Genomic DNA, 26615 nt, shown 5'->3' with positions numbered 1-26615 from the left:
AAAATCCTTTTTTCATAAAAATATAAGATTTCAAAATTTAATGAGAAAATTAATAAACATCTGCATAATTGTAACTACTTTGATTAGCTCAAATTTAAATTGTCAAACTAAAAACGCTGATAATAAATTAAATGAAATGTACGAACTGACAACTGAAAAGCCTAACCGAAATATTGAATATGAGCTTATTCAACACGGTGAAATTAGAAAGGAAAATGCTTCAATGGGTGATTTATTGTCGAGGATGTGGGGGCATTTTGGGAAACCTCAAAAAATTTTATTTGAAGGTTATCTGTATGAGATTAAAGACAAAAAAACTGATCTTTCCTTCACTGTTTCATATGGCGCTTCTGGACCTGCATATTATGCCGAAAAGGTGAATATTGAAAAATTAAGGTTAGCTGTCAAACAGTTCGAAAAATTGTTGAATAATTCTGAGAATGCTGACTGCGAAATTGAAGTAGAAACTGATTTTGGAATTTATTTATGTGGATCGAAGAATGGAATTCCTTATGACATTCCAAAAGATGAGGAGCAAAGCAATCAATCCAATATAAGATCTAGCGGAGATCAAGATTTTGATAATCTGGTTACTAAATTAAGGGACAGTATGGTAAATACAGTGAAAGAATATAATGATCTTTCTATACAGAATGAGATTGATAACTATGTAATTTATCTGTCAGCTTTTGGTAAAGCTATTTTTAATTCAAAATCTAAGGATGAAACAGATTATCCTATAATGGTAATGGTAAAAATGTTTAATAACTCCATCAAAAATGAGAGAAAAGTTTATCTCGGAAAAAGTGAGAGAGATCAGATTGTTAAAATCTTAAATTTTGCAAATCAAAAAATGGGATATAGTGCATCGGAAGAAGATGTAACTAAAAAATGGAGAGAGTGGTAAATTTTAACAAAAAAATGTACACCTTCAATATAAGCTAAACAAGAGTAAAGATTATTGCTTTGTGCTGAATAAGTAAATAAATTATAAAATATGGGTTGGAAAATATATGTAACTTTTATCAAAGATGTTGGAGATATTGAAATAAACGATACTCTAATAAAGTCTTTAGGATTTAAAGACTTTGAATTTATAGAGAAAACAGATTTTAGTGAAAGACCGCAAAGTGGTGAGCTTTATATTTCAAAATATAAAAGTCATCTTTTAATTGCCAATGCAGATTTAATTTGGCAATTCACAAAACCGGATATAACTAAAACTGTGAGGAATTTCATTGAAAAATTTCCTTCCTCAGAAATCTTCTCGTTAAATCTAGGTTATGGAACTTACTACTGTTTAATTGAGAATGGAAAAAAAATTCGTGTAAGAGAAGTTGGAGACGATATTTACCAAGATTTTGGAGCGCTAATTCCTGAAGAAATCAATTTAAAGCCTGAAGATTTGTTTGATGAAAATGAACTAAATTTCATGAAAGAAGAACTATCCAAAGAAGAATTTGAACAACAATATCAGTCTAATTTAGCTTTTGAAACGGCTTTTGAGTTGACAAAAAGATTTTTTGGGATAAGATATGATGAATTCGACATAAAAGATTATCAATTTGAAAGCCTAAAATACAGGAATTTTAAAATTGATGGTATAAGAGATTACGGAATTCAAACAGAAATGCAATTTGAACAATAAACAGACAGTTAAAAGAATAAGAAGACTTTTCAATACTTTCATTCTATGAAAAATATATTAATAGCAGTATTGGCTATTTTGAATTTGGTAATGTGTACTCAAAAAAAAAATATTAGCTCATCAGAAATAAAAACTGAAAATACGAAATTAACAGGTGATAAAGAAACTAATCAATTAATCATCGATTTAAAAAAATCTATGGAAGATTATATGGCGGTGTCAAAACCTTCGTATTCTCAAAAAGACATTGATGAGTGTATATCTATACTATCGGAGTACACTACAAATATTTTAAAAACTCATTCAAGAGAGGAAGCGATGCTAATTGTAAAATCTACGGTCTTAAAATTAAATGCTTTAAATGAAAAGTGTGATTTATCGTTAATTGAAACAAATGAAAGAGAGCAAATTACTGAAATAATAATTTTAGCAAGTCATAAAATGAAGTATAATTCTTTAAATGAAGATATTACTGAAGAATGGAGAGAATGGTAAGTTTTAACAAAACAATTGGTCAGTTCCAATATAACCTAATCAAGAGCTGAGACTCCTGCTTTCGTTGTATTAATAAAATGTATTAAAATATGGCATATTACATTAGAATATTAAGTACATCAGACTACAAAATTCATCTTGATGAAATTATTCGCTTATTGAAAAATAATAGCTTATCTGCTAAATTTAATCTGAATGCAAATGAAACTCCTGAGAATTGGAATAGTATTGAAGTATGCTGTGTAAATGGTCAGTCTCTAATGGAAATTGAACATAATACAATCAAAGAGGAATTCATAAAAGAAGAAATTCAGGAATTTAAAGATGAAGTTTTAGATTGTAAGCCTGTCTCAGCTTCTAAATGGCTCTACAAATATTTAGATAAGGTAAAAGCGGTTTACGCATTTCAGCTATTTAATGAAGCATTCACAGAAGAAAATCTGCCAATTATGGAACATAGCAAATCTGCTATCTGGAATAAGGCAGGAGGTATATTTCAGGCAGATAATGAAGGCTTTTCAAATGAAGACGGTTACCATATTCTTTGGCAATTTCCCGAAGACGTTACAGGAGAATGGAATATGGCAGTTAAAAACTTTTTTGGTGGATGGACGAATTTTAGAATGGATCTAGGCGATGCAGAACAAAGAAAACAATTTTTAGATGGTAAGGTTCCTAAAGATGCAATAAAATTATGAACAACAATGCTGAAATAAAAGAAGATAAAGCCTACCAATATTATCTATATAAAGCAAATAAAACTTTATGGTATTTTAATGATCTGATTAAAAATAATTTTTCCGGATATAATGCCGTCAAATTCAGAAATAAGCAGAATGTTTATGTATGGTTAGAAAACGTTACAATAGAAGGGAATTTTTACACCGGAAGACTTGCCAAAAATGGAACTACTCACAATGTTTTGATTGAAGCTTGCATAGACTGGATGATAGTGGATAATCGAAGACTGATCGGGGGATATACCATCCGACATTACAGAGATACTCTTGATAATGAGGAAAGGCTGAATTTTGATATAGATTTTGGAGTAAAAATTGATGATGGAAATGATCATTTCAAACCCGATTTCTCAACACCTGAAGGGGCAATTATTAAAATTGAAGATTATTATTCTGAAAAAAACTTAGATGGAGTTCTATCGTGTAAAGATTTTTTGAAAGAAGCTGAGAATATATTATCTGATAGAGATATAACAATTCCTGAAGAACTTAAATCGGAAATAGCCGAAATTTTAAAACTGGCTTTTTATCAGGATTTAAAAGAAAGTGGGTTTCCGTGCTTTAATAATATTGAACGAAGTTTTAATATCAAAAAAGAAAAAAATGACCTATTATTGATAGAAGAAAAAGTTATTTATAAAGACGGAAAATTTACAACTAACAATTTGTGGGTTGGTTTTAATAATAATGAATGGAAGGTTTTAAATCTTGCTGAATGATTGCTAAAAAATAAAAAAAGACAGCGCGCGAAGGCTGTCTTTAATTAAAAAAACACAAATGATGATGAAAAAAATTACACGAGCTGTAATCCTTTCTATCTGATAAATATACAGAATCTTTCCCGAATGTATCTTGACAAAATTCTAGTTTTAGAAAAATATATGAGTATGCGAAGCTTTCTTATACGCAATGCTATACATTTCGAAGGCTTCCCTGTATTACTCTGTATTTTCAGTTCCTAAAGAAAATTATACTGGGAAAAAGTTCAGTTCCGGAATTTGCCCAGATGTCAGCTATAAAAATACAGGAGCAGATCTGCTCCTGTATTTCCCGGAATTCAGAGGTAATTAATATTTACTAAAAAGGTTAGCACAAAAATGCTAACCTTTTAAATTATAAACCCACTGTGTAAGTGTAAATTGGTGTAATTGTTTGTTCTAGCGTTGCGCCAGTAGAAGAAAAGGCTTTAATTTTTGCAACTAAATTAGTAACAGGAGGATTTCCTATCTGATTACTATTTACATAAGCTAACTGAATTAATCCTGTTCCAAAATTTGAATTGGTTACTTCATAAGTATTACTGCCATTCGTAACATTTTCAGAAAAATTGTAATTAAAATTCTGCCCTGCATGACTGAAAGATATTTGATATTCTATTTTAGTTATTGTTGAATTTCCTCCGGCAACCGCCTTAAATGATCTGTTAAATTCCTTCAGATAAGTTCTAACATCTCCAAATCCATTTGTTGTATATCTAAAGTCAATTTTCATTGCTAATGCTCCAACAAAAGAAATTTCAGGAGCAACCACTACATTAAATGTCTGTGCAGCACTTTCGTTACCATACTCATCCTGAACCTGAATATTTAAAGTATAGGAGCCTTGCTCGATTGCATTAAAATTAATGTTAAATGCTCCGTTTGCTCCTAAAGCATATGAAGTATAGACATTATTTGTTGTCTGTATTCCATTTATATTATTATTACTAGACGCACTTATCCACGTTTTATACTTAATGGTTGTATTGCCAGTTATAGGCGTTTTCTTTATGACTCCAATCATACTCATTTGAGAACTTGGAAGAACATTAAGAGCATTAATATTCATTGATTCAATGACTATTTTTCTGGCTATAACTGTTTGCTGAATATTGTAATTTTTAGATACCGTAGCATTTTTAATAGTATAATCTAACGCTCCTTGTCCTATTTGATTTGTGATAAGTGCAACTGTAAAATTATCAATATTTGGGAGTGGGTAGAACTGTCCTGCCTGAACTGCTACTCCATTCAATTTAATATTTCCACTGTAAGAATTAAATTTAATTTCAAATCCTGTACTTGGCTGTCCTGAATTGGGTACTATTTTCATTAAATATGGAGTTTCATCTCCCTGATAGATATCCGCTGTTCCTCCGGTAAAAGTGTGGGTAAATTCAGAGATTCCATATTCTAATGTAAATTTTTCTTCTTTTGAAAATCCTTTATCATTGGTAGCAATAATTGAAATCTGGTGCGAACCCTGAACATTTCCTACATATTTAAAAATATTCTCCTTATTTGAAAGATTATATTCAACATTTTGTTGTAAGTTTTGACCGTTCAAAGTCATAACACCATTTAATGATGAAGTAAACTTAACTTTCATGGGAATGCTTGAAAAATCATAGTTCGGGATCACATTAAACTTTAATTGATTTGCTTCTCCAACTGATTTTTCAATAAAATAACTGTCTCGTTCAATAGTAAAACCAAATTGACCTCCATTAACATTGTCCCACTCTCCATCTTCCGAGCAAGACTGAATCATAAATGATAAGCTAAAAAAAACTATAATGATATAAAATATCTTTTTCATAATTATATTTTGTTAGTTGATATAAAATTTAAGACCTCCGAATAAAGCATAATTTGACTTTGAAAATTTGCTTTTCAAATCATAAAATTGGGTATAGTTAGTTATTAATGACAGTTTTCTAACTAAGACTATTTCTATTTCGGCAGAACCACTCAAACCAAAAGTAATTCCTTTTACATTATTTGGAATTTGTGCATTATATAAGGGGTCTTTCTGATTCCCTTCATTAGCTTTTTCATAAGCTCCGAATGCTCCGATATATCCGTTTAAAAATACTGGATATAAACCTTCATAACTATAACCTACCGCGACATTCAATCCGTATTTTTGATATGGTAATATTTGATTGTCAGTATAACGTACTTTGGAATCCTGATAAAAAGCCTCAATTTTCCCTAACAATCCTTTATCTCCGAAAATGTGATTATAACCCGCTATCGCCATAAATGAGCCTTTTTTCAGAGTATCATTAGTAGGAATATAGCCATACTGGGCATGTATTCCTGATTGATTGGCTCTCCTTCCCTGCGCACTAACAAATATTCCTATAAGAAATAATATTACTACTAAAATGTTCCTTTTCATAATCGATATTTTAATTAATATACTCAGCTCCTAAAATGTATGTTGGCTTTATTTCTAACTTTAAATTTCGCTCTCCTTCGTTCTCATTAATAATTGCATTCAGCGTTTTGTTCTCTGCAATGGTAAACTTGTCAAAAACAAAAACCATCTTTTGGGTATTTTTTTTTGCTATGGTTTCTGGTTGACTACTCCAAATTGGAATAAATAGTTTCTCCTCAGTATCAATTCCTTTATTTTTTTTCTTTGATGGACTTGTGATAAAAGAGATATTCTGAATATCATAATTGATATTGCTTCTGTTCATTACTTCGATTAAGACAAAAATTTTCCCATTTCCAGAATAAACACCTTTAACAAAGCCTTCAACACCTCTTACTAAATTTGAATTTCTGTTGTTAATCCAACCTTTCTTATTTTGGATCTTTTCAGCAGTTATTTCAAAATCCTGTTTTGTTGTTGCAACAGATTCTGGTTTTATGGTTTCCTGAACAAGGATTTCTTTTTCTTCTTGAGCAGGGTTCACTTCTACTAAAGCGGATATTCCTGATTCTTCATTCTTAAATAAATCTTTACTTTCTGGTTTTGCAGGAGTTTTTTTCTTTACATACATTTTTTTAATTGGCTTCTTATAAACTTTCTTTTTAGTCTGCTGTGCATATCCTAAAAAACTGCTTACAAGAAAAAGTACAACTACAATTTTTTTCATTGTGATTAAGTTTAATTATAAATTACTACTTGGCATTCTATATTATCAGATAATGCAATTTTATCGACATTAGCTCTACTGCTTCCTGTATTGGAAACCCTTCTTATAATTCCTCCTACAATGGGAATTCTTCCTACTTGGTTTATGGCTTCCTCTCTTACAATACCGCTTCCGTCTACTCCTATGCTTTTTTCATCATAGATCGGCAACCCCTCGTCACCGTCATAACCAATAACCTTTCCCATAACTGGATAAACCTTTCCATGGGCTTTAATACTGTTTATTTTTACAAATAATCGGTTGTTTTCCATTTTAATTGTTCCTACTGCATACGATTTTCCTTTAGAAATCTGCTCTCCATTTAGAGTAAAGTTTTCTAGAATTACAAAAGAAATACTCTTATTGTTGGCAGCATATCCCTGAGAAATTAATTTGCCCTTTGTTTGAGCTACCTGCGAATGTTTTTTTTCTATCGGTGTTGAATAGGTTGGCGTAGATAAGTCGTAATCCGATTCTGCAACTGTTTCAAACTTTATCGGTTCTGAAGCTCCGGTCTTCTCCGTATTCCTTTTTTTACTGGAATACCCGATACGGCTATTAGATGGTTCTTTATTTTCCCACATCGAATAATCTCCATAAACATTATGCGAATTTTTAAGAGTAGAAATTTTAGGTGTGCTTTCTTCATAGTAATTAGATTTAGGCGCACTCTTTCCAACTCCATAAATATTTTCTATTTGAGAATTGTATTTAGCTGTATTATCCTGAATGCTGTCTACATTTTTTGAACCTCTGTATTGGTTAGTATTATCACCGTTAATATCAATCATATCTTTAACCGTCAAATTGTCCTGACTGCTCAAAATTGGCGGTTTGCTTTCTTCATCTTTTGATTCAGAAGCATTGGAAAAGAAATATAAAATGACTATTATCATTAACAAAACACATCCTCCGATTACACTAAATATTATGATCTTCCCTCTATTATTCTGACTTACTTCCATACTATAAATTATTTAATTGTATCTATTCTTTGCATGGCATCGGTTTTAGGTTCTGTAATTTCCTGCTCGTTCTGTTCTTCCGGCATATCTTCATACTGTTGGAGATAATCATAAACTAACATTCCCTGTGGATTGTTAGGGAAATTTGGAGTAGAATATCTTAGATTTCCCTTCCCTATAATTTTAGTTTTTATAGTTCTGCTTCCATCTGTTACAGTTAACTCTCCTTCCATTTCAAATGCGAAAGGTTCGGAAGTTCCCTCTAAAATGGTGAGCTTATTAAACTTTGCCCTGTAAATGTATCCGCTCTGAAGAGCATCATTATAAGCTCCCTGCCTGTTGTAAGAATTAAAAATCCTATCTGCACTTTTTTTATCTACAAGGAATAACGCCCTAGCTTGGTTTTCTTTGATAGAGTTTCTATCAAATGAGTTGAGATAAAAAATAGCATTGGCTAAATGTGCTTGAACGGTGGCAATTCTTACGTCTTCCTCTCTTCTCAGATCGCTTTTAATAACTCGCCCTGTGTTGTCTATAACTTTCATTTTATCAGCAGAATTTGCCTGTAATAAAGCTGAAATAATTAACGCTGATAAAGTAATGACAATACTTACAATTGTAATTAACCACATAGCAAGTCTTCCGGTTCTTTTGCCCTCTACCACATCATCATAACCTTTCAAAATTGGCTCTGTATCTCTTTTTCTTTTCATTTTTATATGGATGATTGTAAAAATTTATGTACTGCTCCGTAACCGAGTATTTTTAAGAAAACCATCATTATAATAATTCCTATCTCTATATTGGACTGAAAGAAAGTTTCTCTTAATAAATCCACAAATATTGTTACAAATAGAAAACCGGGTATCAGCAAATAACAAATGATTAAATTCTTAACAAAAGTTATAAAAATGTGCCTTGTAGGTTCGTAGAGCATACATGCTATCGCTACTCCGCTAACCATTTTCAAAAGTCCTAAATAAATAAACCTATACACCAGAGCAAAGCCAAAAGACCATTGGTCTATGAGTATAAAAAATGGTTTTAACACGGCGATTCCTAAAAATTCTATGGATTTCCAGAGAGCATATCCCCAATCTTTAATACTAAAAATATTGAGCTCTTCATCTTCATTAAACATATTCGTAAGCTCCTTTTTGGCATTATCAATAAATCCCTGCGGTTCATTCCCCATCTGACTCATATAAGAATCTTGAATTGTTCCCATGATAGATTCTAGGGTTGTCAATGCAATGGGTAAAAAAATAATCATTGCCATTGTTGGAATGTTATCTTTAACCAATTTTAAGATCATAACATAATCTATCTGATCTTTTGAAACATCGTCTTTTACAGAACGAATAAGATTGAATACGGCAAACATAAGCCCTAAGCCAACTGAAAAAGCGATCATTTCAGCATGATCAAGCAGAACTGATCTATACGCCTGTTCAACTCTTGCATAATCTAATACCTGTAAATCTTCCATCTTTAACGTTTGGGATTTTTCATATTATAAATTTTCATAGCCCAATCGAATTTTTCTGCTTTAGCCTTAGCCATATCATACTGAGCCATTTTCTCCTCTGTATCTTCTTTATACTGCCTAATAAAATCTAGTCGGTCTGCATCACCCATATTGAAAACTCCTGAAGACAAAATTTTACTGATCTCATTTATATTATTTTGAGTGTCTTGTAAAATTTGATTGGTTGCCCTTGTTGTGTATAAGACTACTTCAATATTGGGATTATTGGAATATTTATTTTTTAGTCTCACACAATTATTAAAAACCTGAGCCTGCCTTTTAGCAAGGTCTTTGATCGCTTGAACATTTTGAACCTGAGAATTAACTTTTTCTAAATAATTTAGATTTTTTTTAATTGTTTCCTTCATTCCCTGAAGTTTGGAGCTTTGTGTCTGGGCTTCCTGTAACTGCTTCATCATAGCTACCTGTCTTTCCTGGTTTGCCATATCATTATTAATATCCTCAACAAGCGTAACGCCAACCTGAGAATATATTGCTGAGCCTATCCCCAATAGTAAAAATGCTGTGATAACTTTTTTACTCCCTCTTTTAAGTTTAATAATTTCTTTCATATTCTGATTTTATTTTGGTTTCTATTGTTCTAATCATATCCTTAGTTACTTGGAAATCATCATTTAACTCTTTCCATGTATTCCCATCGGTCTGAAAGGCATAGAAAGCAGGCTTACTTAATTCTAATCTTGTTACTGTACTTTCGTTTCCAATTTTCATGAACTGCTCCGAATATTTGTATTTTGTATTTAAATTACTTTGTAGAGAATTTAGCATATACAATTCGTGAGGTTCTAAGGAAAATGTTTTAGCAATTTTTGCATAACCTGATTTTGAGGTTGGCAAGACATACAAAACCTGAGTATTGGCAATAATTCCCTCTGTATAATTATTCTCCGGAAGTTGTCCCATATCTTGAATGATCGTGTAAACTGCTCCATTTTCTTTTCTGATCTTCTGGTATAACACCGCTACGGTCTGTAACACTTCTTCATCGGTGTAAAGGTCTTTGATTGCTTGGGTTTCTGCGAACTCGTCAAAGATCAACACCCCTCTTTTACTCCTGTCTTCAAGTATATTCGTATTGATTGTTTCTTGCAGAATTAATAATATCAGCGTTACTAAAAAAGGGTCTTTTTTGATCTCTGTTAATTCAAAAACAACGAATTGAGTATCTCTAATAATTTTTGCAGTCTCTTCACTGTCCTTAAAAACATTTTCATATTTTCCGCCCCCTATAAATTCACTGCATATATGTTTGAAACTTTTTATATCAAAATATTCTTTTTCAATTTCCAGATCACTTAAAAGGTTCTCTCCGCCAGTAACCACATAATTATAAAAGTCTGGGTAGCTATGCCCGAATTTTCTGTCTTTATAATACTGCATCAGGATTTTATTAATAGATACCCCGATATGTGCATTGGTGAAATTTTCTTTTACTCTCCATGTTTTTAATACAATAGACTGAAGCAATGATAATTTTTCGTTTGTTAATCCTTTATCTGTCAACAAAAAAGGGTTTATCCCCAATGGCTGTTCCGATGAATAGCTGATATGCTTAGAAATAGCAGGATATAAATTGGTAATAAATTCAAATGACTTTCCAAATTCTACAACTACCGCATTAATATTCTGAGATAAAAACTGCATCAGGATATTAAGCGTTAATACTGATTTCCCCCCTCCTGTCTGCGATACTACAATACCATTTCTTGCTGAAATTCTTTTTTTCTTTTCATCCCAAATATCCTTTCTTAATGGAAGCTGTGAAATTCTATCATTAAAAAATACCCCTTCTTCATCATTTCTTGGAACTGTTGTATTGGTAAATAAGCATAGAGCTTGTTTTAAATGAGTGATCCAAAAGTTATCCTTATGCATGGAAGTTTCACGCCCTATAACTGAACCTAAAAAAATATCCTTAAATACTTCTTTCTCCGGTTTATAAAAATTAATAGAGTTGGACTGTAAAAGGTTTCTAACTCTGTTACGTGCGATCTCAAATTGTTCTTTGTCTTTATCCAGAAGTAATAAATTGTAATGTGCTTTAACCAGAACTTTATCACTCCCTTGTTCTGCAAGGCTTTTTAACAGTTCCTCAAACTGTTCAAACTTTTTATTAATTCTCTCGCTCCCTGATCGCAATTTTCCGTATTCATCCATCACCATTCTCAATTCATTCTCTACGATCTTACTTCCCTGAAAATAAATGATCTGATTAAATACATGATTACAGTGAAGCGTTTCCCCCAACATATCCATCGTTCCCTCCCAGAAAATAAAATCGTCTTTTGAGATTGCATCTTTTTTGATGTTGGCAATCGTATCTCCAAAATATTCGGCTTTATTGAAAGAAAAAATATCTAAATAGTTTTCTCCGATTTTTTTGTCTCTGAAGTCTATATCATAAAATCCTGCTTCTTCAAAACCGTTAACATATCTGTAAATATGGTTTCTTAAATGATCTTCCTGAATAGGGTATATTTTAGTTCTGTAAGCATTTGAGATAATATTTACCGATTTATCTACTGCATCTTTAAACTCCAATAATCTAATTCTATCATCTTTTTCAAGATGTTCATTAAATTTAAAAGGATTAGCCAGATACGCTTTTTCTAACGATTTTAGACCGCTTATAACAAAAGCCAGTACAGAATAATGGAAAATCCCCTCTCTTCCGGTAAAATGTTGTCTTAGTGCTTCATCGAGATATAATTTCCCTTTTACCTGTGTAGTATCAAAATCATGCTTTAAATAAATATCCTGTTTGTGAATATATACATCATTAGGTGTTGTTTTGAAAGCAGAAAAAAAATCATTCAGTCTTAAATCGAATTTATCTTCATCCAAACTGTATTTTTCTGGCTGTTCAAGTATATACACAATGGCAACATTGCCTGATTTCGAAAAAAGGATATTATTTCCAATAATCCGCTTAATACTATAAGCTTCTGCCGTTCCTATTTTCATAGATAATCATTTAAATCTTTATTAGTAATAATTTCAGGTCGTTTTTTTATTTTCTTAAAATCTTTTTCTATGGAAATCCATCTGAAAAAAGAAAAAATCAAAAACATTTCAATGAACCAGAAAGCAAGAATCAAAAAGCCAATTGCAATTTTTTTTGCAAAGAAAAATAATACCATTCCGCATACCAATAATAGAGAAGCGACAATCATACTGGCTACCATTATCATGACATATCTTCCTCTTACTCCAAAAAACATTGGAGTTTCTTTTAAACCTTTTAAACTTTGATCTGAATACATTTTTTTTATATATGTAAATTCATGGCTGCTATAATTCCTATAATTACCCCTAAAATAATTTCAGCTATAAATACATACAGAACCAAAACTCCAACATTTGCAAATCCTTTCATTCTAGTACCTTCATTGTTTTTATCTTCAATTAATTCATAGTTTCTAATAATTCCTGCAATAGTTGCAATTAACAGAAATACGGCAAAGACAGGTAAAATGTAATCGCCTAAAACTTCATTTACTTTATCTTTAACACCTTTAGCATAAGTAAAATTTGACATTAATAGGAAAAGAGATAATCCTAAAAATCTGTTTAATCTGACCATATTTTTTAAATTTGATTAAATGATATTTTGTATAAAAAATGTTATAATTATGACGACTAATGCTATCCATAAAATATTTTTCATTCCTTCTTTTTTTTCCTCACGCCCCTTGACCAAACTACCTAAATTGACTAATACCGTCACTAATAATATGGCTCCTGCTACATAAGGAAAAACAAACTTTAAACTTTGGCTGAAAGTTTGTGCATGTAGAAATGAACAACAGCTAAGAAGAAAAACAAGGTTTATTTTTTTTAGATAATTTTGTCTCATGTTTATTTATTGTTTTGAACAAGGCAAAATTATTTTCTGTTCATCCATACCCTCCTATAAATCGCACTTAAATTGTACTTAAATCGACTAAGGGGTACACTAAGGGTTTATAATAATTTGATAATTAATACTTTGTAAAATAGAATGAGAAAGGCAACGAAAAAGGATATTTCTAGAATAAAGGATATTTTAAGTAAATCTTTTGCGGAAAATAAATCTGCCAATTATGTTTTAAAAAATAAAAATAAACTTCCTGATCTTTTTGATTACTCCATTTCTAAAGGGTTTCTTTTCGGGGATATCTGGATAAATGATGATAATACTGCATGCGCAATACTTATTGATCCTAAAAGAAAAAAAGATTCCTTGCAATCAATCTGGTTAGATATACAACTTGCGGTTGGAGTAATTGGAATTTCCAGAATAAAAAAGGTAATGAAAAAAGAAACTGTTACCAATGATACCCTCCCCAAAAATTTAGATTATATACATCTCTGGTTCTTGGGTGTTGATCCTTCGGTACAGGGCAAGGGCATAGGTGGCAAATTTTTAACAGAACTCATTGAAAAATACAGCTCTTTTAAATCTGCTATGTGTCTGGAAACATCAACATTAAGAAATCTTCCTTTTTACGAAAAAAATGGTTTTGAAGTGTATAGTATAAAGAATTTTGGTTTTGATCTATATTTTTTCAAAAGATCTTTTAAATGAAATAGTTCGCTAAAATAGTTCCGAAAAAAAGAGACCGGCTCCGGAACCGGAACAATTTAACGAATTAAAAAAAATGAAATGCTACACCTGAAGGCAAACTGTTAATTCGTTAAAAGTCGCTGGGCTTCGCGCAATAACGCAACTTTTAACGAATTAAATTTAAAGATTTAAAGATTCGATTTATCAGCTATCATTGTGTTATACAGATCTTTTTTATTTTTTGTTCCTGTTTTTTTATATATTCTTGACATATGTGCTGATACAGTTTTTTCCGATATATTTAAATTTTCGCCTAACTCTGAAAAAGTAATATTCGGGTTTAAAATCAATAGCGATAATATTTCGCTTTCACGTTCTGTAAGTGAAAAATTATCCTTCATCATCGTTGCATGAATAGTTTTTTGATACAAAAAGTACTCTATGGCAATGAAGAAAAACCCCAGATTAAAAAATGTCTGCTCAATATCCTGATTATCTCCCAATGTAAACATTATGATTGGAGTAGAAACAACACTTATTATGCCCATGATTCCTGTAAAAACATGATATTTTTCTACAATATTTTCATAGAAAAAATATTTACTAACCTTCTCTTTTAAAATTATTACAATAAGAATAATAATCAAAATTATAGGAAAGATTAAGAAAATTTTGCGTGACAGTGTTAAATCATGTGTTATTGTATACGGCACAATAAATCCAAGTATCAAATCAGCAACCAGTACACAAAATATCTGATTGATAGTAATACGATTTCTAAAATTGATGTTATAATATTTGGAAAGATAGACGAAATAATAAATAATTGTCGTAAAACCCAAAAAATAGGCAATGATATTTTGTGATAAAATATTTATTGGTAAATTTTTATCTGGTAGTAATCCTGAACTTAAATTATTCAACAGAATGCAGATTAATAATAATAAAAAGTCTAAATGAAATTTTTTATACTTTCCCTTATGCAGATTAACTAACACCGGAAACAGCATTATTAAAAAACTACATATATAAAAAAAAGTTAACGGATGTATCTCTGTTCCAAACATTGTATTAATTTTTCATTGTCATTTTAATATCTCCCTGTTAATAGGTTGATATTATCCACTTAATTAGTGAATGCCTAGGCAAAAAATGTTTGCCTTACATCATTTATAATACGTTGATATTCTAATTCTATATCCTCTTTTGAAATATTTCTTATAATCGGCATTTCGATAATCTCCCCTCCGGTATAGGGTTTAAACCTAGTATGAAAAGTTTTTACATTAGCATTTTTAGATTTGCCGACAAATTCACCAGCCTTCAGGCTTCCGAAAAATTCTCCGTCAAACCTTACTTTTTCTCTGACTGAAGTAGTCGTAGACCTTCCCTTTCTTCCGCCCCCTGTTGTTACCGATCTGGTTTTCTCGTCTTTCTTTGAAAACTGTTTTGCATAAATATCAATAGCATAATATCTGCCGTCCATCCGTAAAACTGATTAGCAAGGTTACTTTCAAAGGAAGCTCTATCTTCTTTTCCGTAAAGCTTCTCTATTTTTGAGGGGCTTTGCGTTAACATGACAAATGCTATTAAATATTCTCTTAATTCAGATGGATAGGATTCTAAGTCTGGTATTTTAAAAGTTGTGGCTTCATCTAAAAAGAAAGCGTAAGGAATTTTATTTCCGAACCTGATTTGCTTTGCCAGCGTAACGAACATAAGAACCACTAGAGGACTGATCGTTTCTCTTGCAATAAAATGATTGGAAATTGCTATACACTTAGGGTTTTCAGGGTCTAAAGGGGTATAAACAAAGTCATTCCCGGAAAGAACGTAGCAACTATTCACATTAGATGCAAAGTTTCCTATGATGTCGGAAACGGTAGTTTTAATACTTGATCTTGTTTTCCCTTCAGACGATAAAAAAGCACTTCCCCATCCAACTGCTTTGCTGTCTATTTTTATAAATCTTTCCACTGTATCATCGTCATTTTGTATTATAAAATTGGAGATGTGGGGTAATGAACAATAATCTGGAAAATGCTTAAAAAACACCCATGCTACGGCTTTAAAAACACCCATCGCCATAGAATACCATTGATCTTTTTTATAATCTTTTTTTACCTGACTGGCAAAAAATATTTCTGCAAACTCCGGTACAAGCTGTTCGTCTTTGATTGCAGACGGATGAAATATATTTGTCCTGTAACTTTTTCTGGGATCATAAAAATCTATATTATATATTGGAAAAGGGAAATTTAAGTCCTCTTTTAATTTCATTGCTGTTTTAGTATAATCGCTTTCTTTAGCATCATAAATAAAAAATCCAAATTCATTTCTCATATACTCTTTTAGTAATGGTTTTCCTACACTTGATGTTTTCCCTGCTTCTGCTCCCCCATATACTAAAAATCCGTTAAAAGGGTTTTCATACCGAACTTTCCCTTTCTGGTGTTCCAGTTCAATATAAACACTCTTTTTTGATTCTTCTTTTTTGGGTTTTCCTGAAAGCAGTTTTATAATTAATACTAAAGTAAAAACAGGCATTGCTATATATCCGAAAAACTTTAAGTCTATTACATTTTTAATATTTAAAATTTTGAACAGCAAACCGTTTATAACTACCACTATTAAAGCACTTATTAAAAAATCAATAAAATACTTTTTAGTGTATCTCAGCGAAAAAACCACATAATCAATAATAAATAAGAGTATTACAATAAATAATATAATTAACAGTTTCATAATTCCAAACCTCCTTTTGTTATAGCCTGTTTTATTTTCTGAGTGGCAACTGCTTTTGGATTGATCTCATTAATCATCCTTTGCAGTTTCTCAGTAGGGCTAATCTCGTTACTGAACGTTTTTAGCAATGTACTTGGGTCTAACTTTTTAATGTCTCCTGTTAAAGCCAGTTCCGCTACTCCTTTTATTCCGGAAGCATAAACCTTTATCGCTTCAAGGGTATCTACCTTTCCTTCTTTGTTTACAACTTTTCTCAGATCATTCAACCCATTTGAATTTTGATTCCTATTATCTTGGATCATTACGCTAGTTTTGTCTTTATCTGGTCTTTGGTACTGGAATTTTTCATCAAACCTTTCCTGACAACTGATCGCAAAATTCGTCCTATTAAATCCTATTTGTACTTCCCTTCCATCCAGTTTATGATCGTTTTGACCTTTAGAGTTGGCAAGAGGGCTTAACTTCATTTCTTTGCCTTTATCATATCGGGAAACGACTATATGAACGTGACTTTGAAAACCCTCTTTTTGTACGTTCTCTTTTATTACTTTTCCAGAAGGTGTTAATTTATACTGATCTTTTAATTCTTTTATTTGTAATTCTTTTTCTCTACTGCTTGCAGAACCGGATTCTACTTTACGTATTTCTCTGTCAATATCCCTGTTAAAAATTACGTCTTTATCTGTATGTGAATATTTACGTTCATTTTCAATTTTTGCAACATAAACGAGATCATTCCTATCTAATTTCGCGCCATTTTTTTTTGTTCTGTCAAATTCTTTTGCGTATTCCTCCATCACTAAATGAGTATAATCCTTTAACTTATCATTTAATTGTTTCTGTTCTAAGCTTGTTAAATCTTTATGGCTTTTAACAGCTTCAACATCTGGAACAATATCAGAAAGCAAATGTTTAATTTCTTTTTCACTTGGGTCAATGGATAGCATGAAATATTTACTATCATTTTTCTCTAATCCTTTGCTTTGCTTATCAATAATTTCAGTAGCTTCTTCTTTAGTACAATTACTAAAATCAGAAGTAAAAAAAGTTCTTGTTTTATCTTCCAATTGTAAATTAATTTGATCCCTCTGATATTCATATTCTAAAATCTGAGAATTCAAATTTTCTAATTCTTGGTTATAATTTTCTAATTGATTATGTAGATTAATAAATTCATATTCATTATTAGAATTCAATTTTTCTAATTCGTTTTTTATAATTTCAACGGAATTAAGCAGCTCATTTTTCTTTTCATTTATCTCTTGAATAGAACTTAAAATTAGTTGTAAATCTTCTTCAGAATAATTCTCAATATTTTGAGAAGAAAAGGTTATAAAATCTACATTATGGCTTTCAATCTTATTATTTATTTCTTTTAATTTTTCGCTATAATGTAATAGTAAATATTCTTGATTATTAAGATCCTCAATTTCAACATCAGTATTATTTTTAATAGATTTTTGTAGTTCCTTAATACTTTCCTCATATTCCTTTTGTTCAAATAATAATGCTTCTAAAGTTCCTTCATTATTTTTTAAAAATTCTTCCGAAAAATGATCTAATATTTCAACGTCTTCTTTTGCCAAATATTCCATTAACGTAGAAGAACTTCCTTTATTTCCTCCTGCTACATTTGATTTTGGTTTGTGTACTCCTATATACATAATTTTTTTATTTTATCTATAAAATCATTATAATTTGAAGACATAATTTCTACGATTGGAATTGAGCCTTTTTGATTGAATTGTCTATTGTTTTCCAATTCATTTATAAGCGTTAAAATTTCTTTTTTAAGCTCATAATTTTCATTTTTATCAGTTGTACTCAGTTGGGATTTTTCTTCTGTAATTTGTTTTATTTCTGTACTAGGATTTACCGATATTGTAAATTCTTTATCCCGTAACATTTCCAAAATTAAAAGTAAACTTTGATCAGTCCTTTCCAAATAAGGAAGTAATTTTTTTTCCTCAAAAGTTTTAAAAAAAGTTACAAATGTTTCTCGTACTTCAGCAATCTGTTGCGGAATAGGCTTTTTAAAATTTTCTGGGTTAATATCATTATTACTAAAATAAATTAGCATTTGAAAAATAAGATCATCGTGCGTTGGGCTTTTCCTTTTTGCCTTCACTTGATTTAACAGATCAAGGGTTTTCAATTTAAGTCTTGTAGATGTAAAGGATTCAGGATCTTTTATGTTTGCATGCATAGTTTTATAAAATTTTATTATATCTAAATTATTAATTTTCAGCATTATAAAAAAATTAATTTATAAAATTTATAATTTTTAGCATACAAAAAAAATATAACAATCACATTTTCAATATATTAATCGTGGTTTCCCCGATTTCCTCTTGCTATTCCATAACAAAAAATTTTTCAAATTTTCCGTCATGAAAAAACCCGCTTCACAGCGGGCGTTATTTCGTGCGGAATATAGTCGGAAAAAACATTCCTAAAAAAAATTATTCTAAGTACTTTGCTACATCTAAAAGATCCTTACTGAAATCACCTTCTTTTAATTTGATAAATATTTTTTTCGTATTATTATCAATGCTTACATTAAAAATAACACTCAATTCTTTCTCTAATTGTAGATAAGCCTGTTCTACTTTTTTTACCTGTTTTTTTATTTCTTTTACATTTTCATTTTTGAAATCAATATTCCTAAAAGTTTCTTTAATGTAATGAGCTTCTAAAAGAATTTTTTTAATTTTTTCAGTATTATTTTCCATAATTTTTTTTTTCAAATTTAATGAAAAAATAATGACTATTTGGTTTTGATTAAAATTTATTTCAATATTAAAAATGAAATTTTTTACAATATCTTTTCAAAAAATATAGTACATTTTTATAAAAATATAATCCTTCATTTGTGAAGGATTATATAAAATTTATTACTAATGTTCACTTGGTAATAATAAAATATTACTCTCTTTCCAGATCGTTAATTCATCAAAAAAGAAATCTGAGAATTGTATTGTTTGTGTTACTAAAATATTTTCGTTTCCGTCTGTCGCTGTTAGTTTAAATTTTTCATTTTTTATTCTTTTCAATTTCCAGACTTGAAATTCTTCTACTCTAAATTTGAGATAAAATTGATAGCTTAAAATTATATCAATTAACCAATAACATTCTTCTTGATCTGCGATATTTTTGACTCCATCAGTAATACAGAAATTACCTAAAATTTTATAATAATTTTCTGTTGAGTGATGTTCATTATAAAATTCGTTTGCGCTTTGATTGGGGTTCTTTTTCATATAATAAATATTTATTATTTTAATTATTAGAATAATGATAGTTGTTTTCCCTGCTGGAGTTCTAAATAGTATATAAACTCATAAATTGTATTTTCCAAAACATTCATTTCTTTTATGGAATAAGTTGCATTAGCATAATAAATTTCTTTGCCTTCTTCTACATATACTAAACAATCACATAAAATTTCGTCCTTAAATATTCCAACATTTCTAATTATCATAATGGTTTCTGTGGCTTTATGTATAGCTATTTTTCCCTGTAGCTTTTGTTTTATATTTTCTAGCATAATTTTTATTTTTTTATACTTTATATTCTTTCCCATGAAAGAACTTTCAATGTAAAGTATGTTCGTATTTTATGATGTGACCATTGCCAACCTTTAGCATAATCACTACTTAGTATTCTCCTTATTTTATGTATTTCAATGCTTCCATCTATTCTTTGGCATCTAGCCAATACGACAGCATTTATAGGGGGTAATTTCTTTTTTAGAATTGTTGTCATAATATTTTTTTTGATTAAATTGATTATTTAGTACATTTAATAATAAAGTTTAAAATTGTTTATATGCTTTGGTTTCGAGGAAACCTTGACTTTTTCTTTAGTGGTGGGTATCTGATTAAATAGCATAATTTAGTTTGGATTTTGGGGTTTGATTTTTCCGTTGATTTCAAAGAACTCTGTTTATTTGCTTCGTTTAACTGAGGTATCGACTTTTCTATGCCAATTGACCAAGAAAAATTTTATTCGTAAAATTGGGGTGACCTGTCACTGGCTCTCGGAATAATTTTTTTGTGGTGGGTTTGATTTTGAAAAAATCGGATTCCCAAAAAAATTATAAGCCAAGAATTTTAGGAATTAAATATTTCAAATTTGCATTAGAAAATCGGTAAACCTCAAAAACGTAAGCAGAGAAATAGCAAGTTCTTATCAATGGTAAAAGGGAAAGTAAAAATCCTTAACTAAAGCTATTTAATCAGATACCACCACATATAAATTTAATGCCACTCAGTCGTTCAAAAAACTTAATTTAGAAATGGAATTGTAGGGCGAAATTGTGTTTTTTGCCGACTATAAATAGTTCGTTAAAATTGTTCCGGAAGAAACAGACCAGCTCCGGAACCGGAACTATTTAACGAACTAAAAAAAGAAAATCCAAAACTCAAAAGAATGGAGTGAGTTCGTTAAAAGTAGCAGAGCTTCGCTCGGCCATCTAACTTTTAACGAATTAAAATTGCTGCTGCAGAAGATCCTGGATTTTATTTTAGCGAACTAAAATTGAAAAGTAAATAAAAACCAGATCAGAAATAATCAATCCGCAATCAAGTAAAACACATTGTTGGAGGAAAGGTTCTGCAAGAATATTTTTTTTTAAGCTCCTTATGAGTTTATACTAGACTTGCTAAACTCTTTTGAAAATAATTTTTATAGTCGGAAAAAACATACTCAATTTTCAAGAATTATTCGGTCATTTTAAGGACTGAACACCACCTTTAAGTTAATTTTTGCTATTACAAATGATGTTATCAAGATTCTTTTAAGCTTTTACTTTTATTATTTGCTTTATATCGGTTGTATATCGAGGAGATAGATTTTTCTGATTCATTTTCCAAGTTCGTTGAATATCCATTGATGCTAATTTGATTTTATCCGCCCCTAATTTTTTATTCATTATATCAATCACATACATAAGAGGTTTATGTTTGTCATGATAATCAATGTCAAATAAGCTGGTTATTCTTTCTGTATCGGGAACAAATTCTGTTAGCATTACCCCCGCCTTTTTATATTGGAAAAATGGCTGATAAATTTTTTCGAGTGCTTTTGTTGCCACAGTAGATAATTCAATTGCAGAACTCGATGGATTAGCTAATCCAACCGTTATTGAGTTACTATATTGCTTTAAATCTAATTTAAATCGATCAGTAGTAATATATACCGTAACATAGTTACAACAAGAGTTTTGTTTCCGGAGTTTTTCAGAGCATTTAAAGGCGAATGTAGAGATTCTTTCTTTGAGAACTTCTAAATCATCAGTTCTTCTATCAAAGGTTCTGCTTGTCCCGATACCTTTTTTGGACTTAACCTCAGTAAGATCATATTGAGGAATACCTCTTAATTCTTTATGCATTCTTAGTCCGTAAATTCCCATTTCTTTATGTACATATGCTTCAGGTAATTGTACGAAATCCCAAGCTTTTTTAACTCCAATTCTTGAAAATCGTTCTGCATATCTTCTGCCAACTCCCCAAACGTCCTCCAAAGGAAGCCATTTTAATGCTTTTTCTATCTTATTTTGAGAATCAATTACATATGTATGACCTAATTCTTTAGAGTGTTTTTTTACAATTTTATTGGCAACTTTCGCCAATGTTTTAGTAGGAGCAAGACCAATACTGCAAGGAATATCCAAACCTGTAAAAACACTATTTCTAAGGTCATTACACTGATCTTTCAAGTTTAAATAATCATAGCCGTGAAAATCAAGAAAAGATTCATCCACTTTATCAAAAGCTTTCGATAAAATTGATTATCAAAAGAAAATTATTATTACAAGTTAGAAGCTAAAAACGTTGTAATGTATTGATATTTAGTCGTGCTTATGATATTAATATTTTGATAAAATATATATGTCGATTCGGTAATTTTTTAGAATTTATAAATACACCAAACATTCAGCAATTATTACAAAGGGATAAATTTTCATCAATATTTTTGATAGTTAAAAAAAAGTTTTCTTTAAATTAAGGATTAAACTTTATTAAGCGTTTTCTGAAATTAAAGATGCCATAAAGAATTAAATAGGTATATTATTAAGATTTGTATTTCTTTAGATGATCTAAGAAACTAATTCTAATCTAACCGTGAATAGGATGTTTGAAACGTGCATTTTTAGGGTTTTATAATGATCAAAGATTGAGTGGAATTTGTGCATTCTTAATGAAGACATCTGAAAATATGGTTAAATTATTTGCTATAAAATGTTATTGAATAAAACAGTAAGCAGGATCATAATCTAACTATTAGAGTTTTTACATGGAAATTATAATTTAAACCAATAGTTTATAATTAAATTGACTTTGCTGAATGTTTGGTGTTTTTTATAATTTTAAATAGGTTTGAACTTAAAAAACCAATAAAATGCAAAGTAAATGGTAGCTAAAAATTTATAAGATTACGATAGCTTATTTTTTAATAAACTTGAATGATTTTGTACTATTTGAAGTGTTTTTTTACAATTTTATTTACAACTTTAGCGAATGTTTAGTTGGAGCTAGCAAGGAATATCCCTATAAATATTACGCAGAAGTGTAATTTAGAAATTATTTCTTTACTAAATGAACTTATATGTATTTTTTAATCTTCAAAATTTCTACTAAATTCAATATATAAATTTATTGGATAAAAGTTCAGATATTTATAAAATAGATTACTGATGAAAATTCTGATAATTGAAGACGAGACCGAATTAGCCAAAAGTGTAGCAGAATATCTTTCTGAAGAAAACTACCTGTGTGAATTTGCGTACACTTTTTATGAGGCAATGTATAAGATAGAGACATTTCAGTATGACTGCATCATCCTTGACATAATGCTTCCTGACGGCAACGGCCTGGAAATCTTGGAAGAACTAAAAAAACAAAATAAACAAGACGGAGTTATTATCGTTTCTGCAAAAAATGCTTTGGATGATAAAATAAAAGGATTGCAGCTTGGAGCAGATGATTATCTTACAAAACCATTTCATTTGTCGGAATTAATGGCGAGAATTTATTCTGTAATCAGACGAAAACAATTTAATAATTCTAATATTATCAGTCAAAATGAATTACAGATTGACCTTCTGGCAAAGACAGTTTCAGTCAATAAAGAAATCATTACATTGACAAAAAAAGAATTTGATCTGTTGATTTATTTTGTAGGTAATAAAAATAAAGTCATTTCAAAAAGTACTTTGGCAGAACACCTTTCCGGAGATTTTGCAGATATGTTAGACAATCATGATTTTGTTTATGCGCACGTAAAAAATTTAAAAAAAAAACTACATGACGCCGGTTGTGACAAGTATCTAAAAACAGTTTATGGGACGGGTTATAAGTGGGAAAATTCTTAATTTGCATCCGATTTGAAACCACTTTTAAACAAAGCAACAAAACCTTTCATCATTTATGTCCTGATTATTTTGGTCATAAGTATTCCCATTTATTATCTTATTGTAGATGCTATTTGGAAAAATGAGCTGGATGAGCACAATAAAATTGTTGCGGAAAAAACAATGGTTCAAATCAACAGTTTGAAGTTATCCGATGAAAAACTTGATGAAACGATAAAGTTGTGGAACAAAGTACAACCTGCCACAAATATCAAAAAGGCAGAAATGGATGATCCTCTCCAAGACAGTGTTTATATCATCGAAAAACCTCATGACTTTCTTCATTTTGAAGAGGTTGACAGATTTCAATGCTTGTCAAAGATCATCTATCTTAACAGAAAGCCTTATCGCTTTAGTATAGAAACCAATATCGAAGAATCTCAAGAAACGATCTTTTTCATCTCAGGAACCACGGTTATACTTTTTATCCTGATTGTCGGCGGATTATTGATTTTGAACAGATGGCTCTCCAAATCGGTGTGGACACCTTTCCATGCAACTTTGGATAAATTGAAAACCTTCAATCTCAATAATCAGACAAAAATCGAATTGCCGCCAACAGACGTTACCGAATTTGATGAACTGAACCAGTCATTGAACAGGTTAATAGAACATAATCTGTCGGTTTTCATAACTCAGAAAGAGTTTACAGAAAATGCTTCCCATGAACTTCAAACACCTCTGGCAATTCTAAAAAATAAGCTCGACATTCTTATGCAGGATGATGATTTAACAGAAAAACAGTATCATATTGTGGAGGAAATGAATCGGGCTTTGTCGAGAAGTTCCAGAATCAATAAGAACCTTTTATTGCTGGCAAAGATTGAAAACAACCAGTTTGAGAATTCCAAAATAAATTTTGATGAATTATTGAATCAAAGTATGGAAATCCTGCAGGAACACTTTGAACAAAAAAACCTCACTATTCGAAGTGAAATTTCATCTGAGATTAAAGTCAATGGTAATATCGGATTAACAGAAGTACTGATTAATAATTTGATTTTAAATGCTATTCGACATACTCCCGCTTATGGTTCAATCGGAATTAAACTAATGCAATCTCTTTTTGAAGTATCTAATTCGGGAACAGAGAAATTGAATACGGATTTGCTATTCAAAAGGTTTTCAGGATTCTCAAAAGAAAACAAAGGGAGTGGACTTGGATTAGCTATTGTAAAAGAAATATGTAAATCTCAGAACTGGAGTATTGAGTACAGGTTTGAAAACCACAACCACATTTTTTCTGTTAAACTATAAATTCGGAATTTCCTCAAAATTGAATTTAGCTTTACCCATTTACAAACAGGTAACAATAATGATTAATACAATTTTAAAAGATTATCGACAGGATATTTTCTGTAAATTTTCAGCATTAGGCTAATAGTCTTTCTCAAAGAGCCTATAAAATAAATTGCTTGGCTCATCAAACTTATTATTCGTGCATGATCAAACTGTCAACTAAAGATTCAAAATAAAAGATGAAAGTGAAATTACTTTCTTCAAAATATCTTCAAAATCAGATTGCATCTTTGTTAAGTAAAATTTATGGTGTAACCTTTTTGTTGATAAAAATGTTTATTGAAATTATTTTATTGTTCTTCGGAACCATTTTCGCATTTTGGCTGAGCGCCATTTGCGGCGGTGGTGCAAGCCTCATTTTGATTCCGATTCTTAATCTTTTATTACCAGCTTCTGTAGTTCCATTTTCTCTTACAATCGGAACATTTACAAGTTCTGTATCACGAATTGCAGTTTTCAAAAAACACATCAACTGGAAGATTTTCTTTTGGTTCGTTCCGTTTTCGATTCCTGCAGTTTTGATTGGTGCTTATCTCATTAAATATATCAACCCCAATTATCTGCAGTTGATTGTGGCTTTTTTTCTGGTTTCCAATGTTCCACAGCTTTTCAAAAAAGTTAAGGACAATGAAAAAGATGACAACACTTCTCCTACATATGTCTTGGCAATTATTGGTTTTCTTGCAGGGTTTGTTTCCGGAATTACAGGCGCCATAGGGCTTTTGTTTAATCGTTTTTATTTGCAGTTTGGATTGAAAAAAGAAGAAATTGTAGCTACCAGAGCAGCCAATGAAGTTTTTCTTCATCTAATTAAATTGATAATTTATATTTCGCTAGGACTCTATTCCAATCTTGCATTATGGCTGGGAATAGCCGTTGCGGTGGCAACCATTATTTCATCTTATACTTTTAAATATATTCTTCCTCTTCTTAGTGAAAATATCTTCAGAAAAGTCGGTTACGGAGCAATGGTAGTTTCAGGAATAATTTTATTAATAGGAACTTCTGACAAAATCATCCAACAAAATAAATTGGGCGTTACGATTGCAAAAAGCGAATCCATTATTTCGTGGCGGTCAACAGATTTTATAATTGAATTCGCCTTTGATGAGGGATTGGAAATTGAAAGACCAATTCATCCGGAAGAATTGCCGGCTCATCTTAAAACCAAATATGCTTCGCTGAAAAATCATTTTGATATCATTCATCTTGAAAAAGTTTTTACGTTTAGAAACGAACCTTCCTATGAATTCTACTGTTACAAAAACAATCAGCTTACAAAATTTGAAAGTTAGATTTTAATCCAG

General features: G+C 30.4%; 29 protein-coding genes. 9 read left to right on the top strand and 20 right to left on the bottom strand.

The features are described 5' to 3' along the window. Nucleotides 1-40: 40 nt before the first annotated feature. The 5 genes from WFH39_RS19640 to WFH39_RS19620 all read left to right on the top strand — a co-directional run bounded on the left by WFH39_RS19640 (nucleotide 41) and on the right by WFH39_RS19620 (nucleotide 3602). The gene (locus tag WFH39_RS19640; protein ID WP_336691136.1) at nucleotides 41-907 is read left to right on the top strand and encodes a hypothetical protein; all 867 of its coding nucleotides are present in this window, start codon (nucleotides 41-43) and stop codon (nucleotides 905-907) included. A 90-nt stretch (nucleotides 908-997) separates the two neighbouring features. Next, nucleotides 998-1648, top strand: coding sequence for a hypothetical protein (locus WFH39_RS19635; protein WP_336691135.1), 651 nt, complete (start codon nucleotides 998-1000; stop codon nucleotides 1646-1648). A gap of 45 nt (nucleotides 1649-1693) precedes the next feature. Then, the gene (locus WFH39_RS19630; RefSeq protein WP_336691134.1) at nucleotides 1694-2143 is read left to right on the top strand and encodes a hypothetical protein; all 450 of its coding nucleotides are present in this window, start codon (nucleotides 1694-1696) and stop codon (nucleotides 2141-2143) included. An 89-nt stretch (nucleotides 2144-2232) separates the two neighbouring features. Continuing rightward, nucleotides 2233-2841 (top strand): hypothetical protein, encoded by a 609-nt coding sequence (locus WFH39_RS19625; RefSeq protein WP_336691133.1) that lies wholly within the window; start codon nucleotides 2233-2235, stop codon nucleotides 2839-2841. Then, nucleotides 2838-3602, top strand: a complete 765-nt coding sequence (locus tag WFH39_RS19620) for a DUF2314 domain-containing protein (RefSeq protein WP_336691132.1) — start codon at nucleotides 2838-2840, stop codon at nucleotides 3600-3602. Before WFH39_RS19625 ends, WFH39_RS19620 begins: the two co-directional genes overlap by 4 nt. Nucleotides 3603-3996: 394 nt before the next feature. On the opposite strand, the gene WFH39_RS19615 is transcribed toward WFH39_RS19620, so the two are convergent. Genes WFH39_RS19615 through WFH39_RS19565 form a run of 11 tightly spaced genes read right to left on the bottom strand, consistent with a single transcriptional unit; the run spans nucleotide 3997 to nucleotide 13160 of the window. Then, nucleotides 3997-5460, bottom strand: coding sequence for a hypothetical protein (locus WFH39_RS19615; RefSeq protein WP_336691131.1), 1464 nt, complete (start codon nucleotides 5458-5460; stop codon nucleotides 3997-3999). A gap of 12 nt (nucleotides 5461-5472) precedes the next feature. Next, a complete protein-coding gene (locus tag WFH39_RS19610) occupies nucleotides 5473-6045 on the bottom strand; it encodes a hypothetical protein (protein WP_336691130.1) in 573 nt (190 codons plus the stop codon). 10 nt (nucleotides 6046-6055) lie between these two features. Continuing rightward, nucleotides 6056-6751 carry a DUF4138 domain-containing protein gene (locus WFH39_RS19605; RefSeq protein ID WP_336691129.1) on the bottom strand — a complete coding sequence of 232 codons (696 nt, stop codon included), beginning with the start codon at nucleotides 6749-6751 and terminating at the stop codon, nucleotides 6056-6058. 11 nt (nucleotides 6752-6762) lie between these two features. Further along, nucleotides 6763-7755, bottom strand: a complete 993-nt coding sequence (gene traM, locus WFH39_RS19600) for a conjugative transposon protein TraM (RefSeq protein ID WP_336691128.1) — start codon at nucleotides 7753-7755, stop codon at nucleotides 6763-6765. Nucleotides 7756-7763: 8 nt separating this feature from the next. Next, on the bottom strand, nucleotides 7764-8468 hold the full coding sequence (locus WFH39_RS19595; protein ID WP_336691127.1) for a hypothetical protein: 705 nt from the start codon (nucleotides 8466-8468) through the stop codon (nucleotides 7764-7766). A 2-nt stretch (nucleotides 8469-8470) separates the two neighbouring features. Further along, on the bottom strand, nucleotides 8471-9244 hold the full coding sequence (locus WFH39_RS19590) for a hypothetical protein (protein ID WP_336691126.1): 774 nt from the start codon (nucleotides 9242-9244) through the stop codon (nucleotides 8471-8473). 2 nt (nucleotides 9245-9246) lie between these two features. Further along, nucleotides 9247-9855 (bottom strand): hypothetical protein, encoded by a 609-nt coding sequence (locus tag WFH39_RS19585; protein ID WP_336691125.1) that lies wholly within the window; start codon nucleotides 9853-9855, stop codon nucleotides 9247-9249. Further along, entirely contained in the window at nucleotides 9839-12268 is a 2430-nt protein-coding gene (locus WFH39_RS19580; RefSeq protein ID WP_336691124.1) for a VirB4 family type IV secretion system protein, read from the bottom strand. The genes WFH39_RS19585 and WFH39_RS19580 overlap by 17 nt, the downstream gene beginning before the upstream one ends. Then, complete coding sequence (locus WFH39_RS19575) at nucleotides 12265-12567, bottom strand: hypothetical protein (protein WP_336691123.1); 303 nt, start codon at nucleotides 12565-12567, stop codon at nucleotides 12265-12267. Before WFH39_RS19575 ends, WFH39_RS19580 begins: the two co-directional genes overlap by 4 nt. A 5-nt stretch (nucleotides 12568-12572) precedes the next feature. Next, nucleotides 12573-12887, bottom strand: a complete 315-nt coding sequence (locus WFH39_RS19570; protein ID WP_336691122.1) for a hypothetical protein — start codon at nucleotides 12885-12887, stop codon at nucleotides 12573-12575. A gap of 15 nt (nucleotides 12888-12902) precedes the next feature. Further along, a complete protein-coding gene (locus WFH39_RS19565) occupies nucleotides 12903-13160 on the bottom strand; it encodes a hypothetical protein (RefSeq protein WP_336691121.1) in 258 nt (85 codons plus the stop codon). 144 nt (nucleotides 13161-13304) lie between these two features. Here WFH39_RS19565 and WFH39_RS19560 point away from each other — a divergent pair, with 144 nt between their 5' ends. After that, complete coding sequence (locus WFH39_RS19560) at nucleotides 13305-13871, top strand: GNAT family N-acetyltransferase (RefSeq protein ID WP_336691120.1); 567 nt, start codon at nucleotides 13305-13307, stop codon at nucleotides 13869-13871. 167 nt (nucleotides 13872-14038) lie between these two features. Here the strand turns inward: WFH39_RS19560 and WFH39_RS19555 are convergent, their stop codons facing one another. From WFH39_RS19555 to WFH39_RS19515, 9 genes are all read right to left on the bottom strand, one after another. Continuing rightward, the gene (locus tag WFH39_RS19555; RefSeq protein WP_336691119.1) at nucleotides 14039-14917 is read right to left on the bottom strand and encodes a helix-turn-helix transcriptional regulator; all 879 of its coding nucleotides are present in this window, start codon (nucleotides 14915-14917) and stop codon (nucleotides 14039-14041) included. Nucleotides 14918-14991: 74 nt separating this feature from the next. After that, nucleotides 14992-15336: a hypothetical protein gene (locus WFH39_RS19550; RefSeq protein WP_336691118.1), complete on the bottom strand. Its 345-nt coding sequence runs from the start codon at nucleotides 15334-15336 to the stop codon at nucleotides 14992-14994. Next, nucleotides 15261-16595: a type IV secretory system conjugative DNA transfer family protein gene (locus WFH39_RS19545; protein ID WP_336691117.1), complete on the bottom strand. Its 1335-nt coding sequence runs from the start codon at nucleotides 16593-16595 to the stop codon at nucleotides 15261-15263. Before WFH39_RS19545 ends, WFH39_RS19550 begins: the two co-directional genes overlap by 76 nt. Further along, the gene (locus tag WFH39_RS19540) at nucleotides 16592-18259 is read right to left on the bottom strand and encodes a DUF5712 family protein (RefSeq protein WP_336691116.1); all 1668 of its coding nucleotides are present in this window, start codon (nucleotides 18257-18259) and stop codon (nucleotides 16592-16594) included. The genes WFH39_RS19545 and WFH39_RS19540 overlap by 4 nt, the downstream gene beginning before the upstream one ends. Then, nucleotides 18250-18846: a BfmA/BtgA family mobilization protein gene (locus tag WFH39_RS19535; RefSeq protein ID WP_336691115.1), complete on the bottom strand. Its 597-nt coding sequence runs from the start codon at nucleotides 18844-18846 to the stop codon at nucleotides 18250-18252. The genes WFH39_RS19540 and WFH39_RS19535 overlap by 10 nt, the downstream gene beginning before the upstream one ends. A gap of 211 nt (nucleotides 18847-19057) precedes the next feature. Beyond that, entirely contained in the window at nucleotides 19058-19327 is a 270-nt protein-coding gene (locus WFH39_RS19530; RefSeq protein ID WP_336691114.1) for a hypothetical protein, read from the bottom strand. A gap of 165 nt (nucleotides 19328-19492) precedes the next feature. After that, complete coding sequence (locus WFH39_RS19525; RefSeq protein WP_336691113.1) at nucleotides 19493-19855, bottom strand: DUF6876 family protein; 363 nt, start codon at nucleotides 19853-19855, stop codon at nucleotides 19493-19495. Nucleotides 19856-19881: 26 nt separating this feature from the next. Beyond that, nucleotides 19882-20178 (bottom strand): hypothetical protein, encoded by a 297-nt coding sequence (locus tag WFH39_RS19520; RefSeq protein WP_336691112.1) that lies wholly within the window; start codon nucleotides 20176-20178, stop codon nucleotides 19882-19884. Nucleotides 20179-21393: 1215 nt separating this feature from the next. Continuing rightward, on the bottom strand, nucleotides 21394-22359 hold the full coding sequence (locus WFH39_RS19515; RefSeq protein WP_336691111.1) for a DinB/UmuC family translesion DNA polymerase: 966 nt from the start codon (nucleotides 22357-22359) through the stop codon (nucleotides 21394-21396). 933 nt (nucleotides 22360-23292) lie between these two features. Here WFH39_RS19515 and WFH39_RS19510 point away from each other — a divergent pair. The 3 genes from WFH39_RS19510 to WFH39_RS19500 all read left to right on the top strand — a co-directional run bounded on the left by WFH39_RS19510 (nucleotide 23293) and on the right by WFH39_RS19500 (nucleotide 26603). Next, a complete protein-coding gene (locus WFH39_RS19510; protein ID WP_273077795.1) occupies nucleotides 23293-23970 on the top strand; it encodes a response regulator transcription factor in 678 nt (225 codons plus the stop codon). A gap of 12 nt (nucleotides 23971-23982) precedes the next feature. Then, nucleotides 23983-25266 carry a PorY family sensor histidine kinase gene (gene porY, locus WFH39_RS19505; RefSeq protein WP_273077796.1) on the top strand — a complete coding sequence of 428 codons (1284 nt, stop codon included), beginning with the start codon at nucleotides 23983-23985 and terminating at the stop codon, nucleotides 25264-25266. 221 nt (nucleotides 25267-25487) lie between these two features. Beyond that, nucleotides 25488-26603 carry a sulfite exporter TauE/SafE family protein gene (locus tag WFH39_RS19500; RefSeq protein ID WP_273077797.1) on the top strand — a complete coding sequence of 372 codons (1116 nt, stop codon included), beginning with the start codon at nucleotides 25488-25490 and terminating at the stop codon, nucleotides 26601-26603. Nucleotides 26604-26615 lie beyond the last annotated feature (12 nt).

This window comes from Chryseobacterium sp. MMO-72 (assembly GCF_037146035.1).
Taxonomy (GTDB): domain Bacteria; phylum Bacteroidota; class Bacteroidia; order Flavobacteriales; family Weeksellaceae; genus Chryseobacterium; species Chryseobacterium indicum.
Note: the sequence above shows the minus strand (reverse complement) of the source record. Positions and strands in the feature narration are given on the sequence as shown.

Excerpts from the sequence above, each read along its gene's own strand:
- WFH39_RS19640 (WP_336691136.1), top strand. The coding sequence starts at position 41 with ATGAGAAAATTAATAAACATCTGCATAATTGTAACTACTTTGATTAGC.
- WFH39_RS19635 (WP_336691135.1), top strand. The coding sequence starts at position 998 with ATGGGTTGGAAAATATATGTAACTTTTATCAAAGATGTTGGAGATATT.
- WFH39_RS19630 (WP_336691134.1), top strand. The coding sequence starts at position 1,694 with ATGAAAAATATATTAATAGCAGTATTGGCTATTTTGAATTTGGTAATG.
- WFH39_RS19625 (WP_336691133.1), top strand. The coding sequence starts at position 2,233 with ATGGCATATTACATTAGAATATTAAGTACATCAGACTACAAAATTCAT.
- WFH39_RS19620 (WP_336691132.1), top strand. The coding sequence starts at position 2,838 with ATGAACAACAATGCTGAAATAAAAGAAGATAAAGCCTACCAATATTAT.
- WFH39_RS19615 (WP_336691131.1), bottom strand. The coding sequence starts at position 5,460 with ATGAAAAAGATATTTTATATCATTATAGTTTTTTTTAGCTTATCATTT.
- WFH39_RS19610 (WP_336691130.1), bottom strand. The coding sequence starts at position 6,045 with ATGAAAAGGAACATTTTAGTAGTAATATTATTTCTTATAGGAATATTT.
- WFH39_RS19605 (WP_336691129.1), bottom strand. The coding sequence starts at position 6,751 with ATGAAAAAAATTGTAGTTGTACTTTTTCTTGTAAGCAGTTTTTTAGGA.
- traM (WP_336691128.1), bottom strand. The coding sequence starts at position 7,755 with ATGGAAGTAAGTCAGAATAATAGAGGGAAGATCATAATATTTAGTGTA.
- WFH39_RS19595 (WP_336691127.1), bottom strand. The coding sequence starts at position 8,468 with ATGAAAAGAAAAAGAGATACAGAGCCAATTTTGAAAGGTTATGATGAT.
- WFH39_RS19590 (WP_336691126.1), bottom strand. The coding sequence starts at position 9,244 with ATGGAAGATTTACAGGTATTAGATTATGCAAGAGTTGAACAGGCGTAT.
- WFH39_RS19585 (WP_336691125.1), bottom strand. The coding sequence starts at position 9,855 with ATGAAAGAAATTATTAAACTTAAAAGAGGGAGTAAAAAAGTTATCACA.
- WFH39_RS19580 (WP_336691124.1), bottom strand. The coding sequence starts at position 12,268 with ATGAAAATAGGAACGGCAGAAGCTTATAGTATTAAGCGGATTATTGGA.
- WFH39_RS19575 (WP_336691123.1), bottom strand. The coding sequence starts at position 12,567 with ATGTATTCAGATCAAAGTTTAAAAGGTTTAAAAGAAACTCCAATGTTT.
- WFH39_RS19570 (WP_336691122.1), bottom strand. The coding sequence starts at position 12,887 with ATGGTCAGATTAAACAGATTTTTAGGATTATCTCTTTTCCTATTAATG.
- WFH39_RS19565 (WP_336691121.1), bottom strand. The coding sequence starts at position 13,160 with ATGAGACAAAATTATCTAAAAAAAATAAACCTTGTTTTTCTTCTTAGC.
- WFH39_RS19560 (WP_336691120.1), top strand. The coding sequence starts at position 13,305 with ATGAGAAAGGCAACGAAAAAGGATATTTCTAGAATAAAGGATATTTTA.
- WFH39_RS19555 (WP_336691119.1), bottom strand. The coding sequence starts at position 14,917 with ATGTTTGGAACAGAGATACATCCGTTAACTTTTTTTTATATATGTAGT.
- WFH39_RS19550 (WP_336691118.1), bottom strand. The coding sequence starts at position 15,336 with ATGGACGGCAGATATTATGCTATTGATATTTATGCAAAACAGTTTTCA.
- WFH39_RS19545 (WP_336691117.1), bottom strand. The coding sequence starts at position 16,595 with ATGAAACTGTTAATTATATTATTTATTGTAATACTCTTATTTATTATT.
- WFH39_RS19540 (WP_336691116.1), bottom strand. The coding sequence starts at position 18,259 with ATGTATATAGGAGTACACAAACCAAAATCAAATGTAGCAGGAGGAAAT.
- WFH39_RS19535 (WP_336691115.1), bottom strand. The coding sequence starts at position 18,846 with ATGCTGAAAATTAATAATTTAGATATAATAAAATTTTATAAAACTATG.
- WFH39_RS19530 (WP_336691114.1), bottom strand. The coding sequence starts at position 19,327 with ATGGAAAATAATACTGAAAAAATTAAAAAAATTCTTTTAGAAGCTCAT.
- WFH39_RS19525 (WP_336691113.1), bottom strand. The coding sequence starts at position 19,855 with ATGAAAAAGAACCCCAATCAAAGCGCAAACGAATTTTATAATGAACAT.
- WFH39_RS19520 (WP_336691112.1), bottom strand. The coding sequence starts at position 20,178 with ATGGGAAAGAATATAAAGTATAAAAAAATAAAAATTATGCTAGAAAAT.
- WFH39_RS19510 (WP_273077795.1), top strand. The coding sequence starts at position 23,293 with ATGAAAATTCTGATAATTGAAGACGAGACCGAATTAGCCAAAAGTGTA.
- WFH39_RS19500 (WP_273077797.1), top strand. The coding sequence starts at position 25,488 with ATGAAAGTGAAATTACTTTCTTCAAAATATCTTCAAAATCAGATTGCA.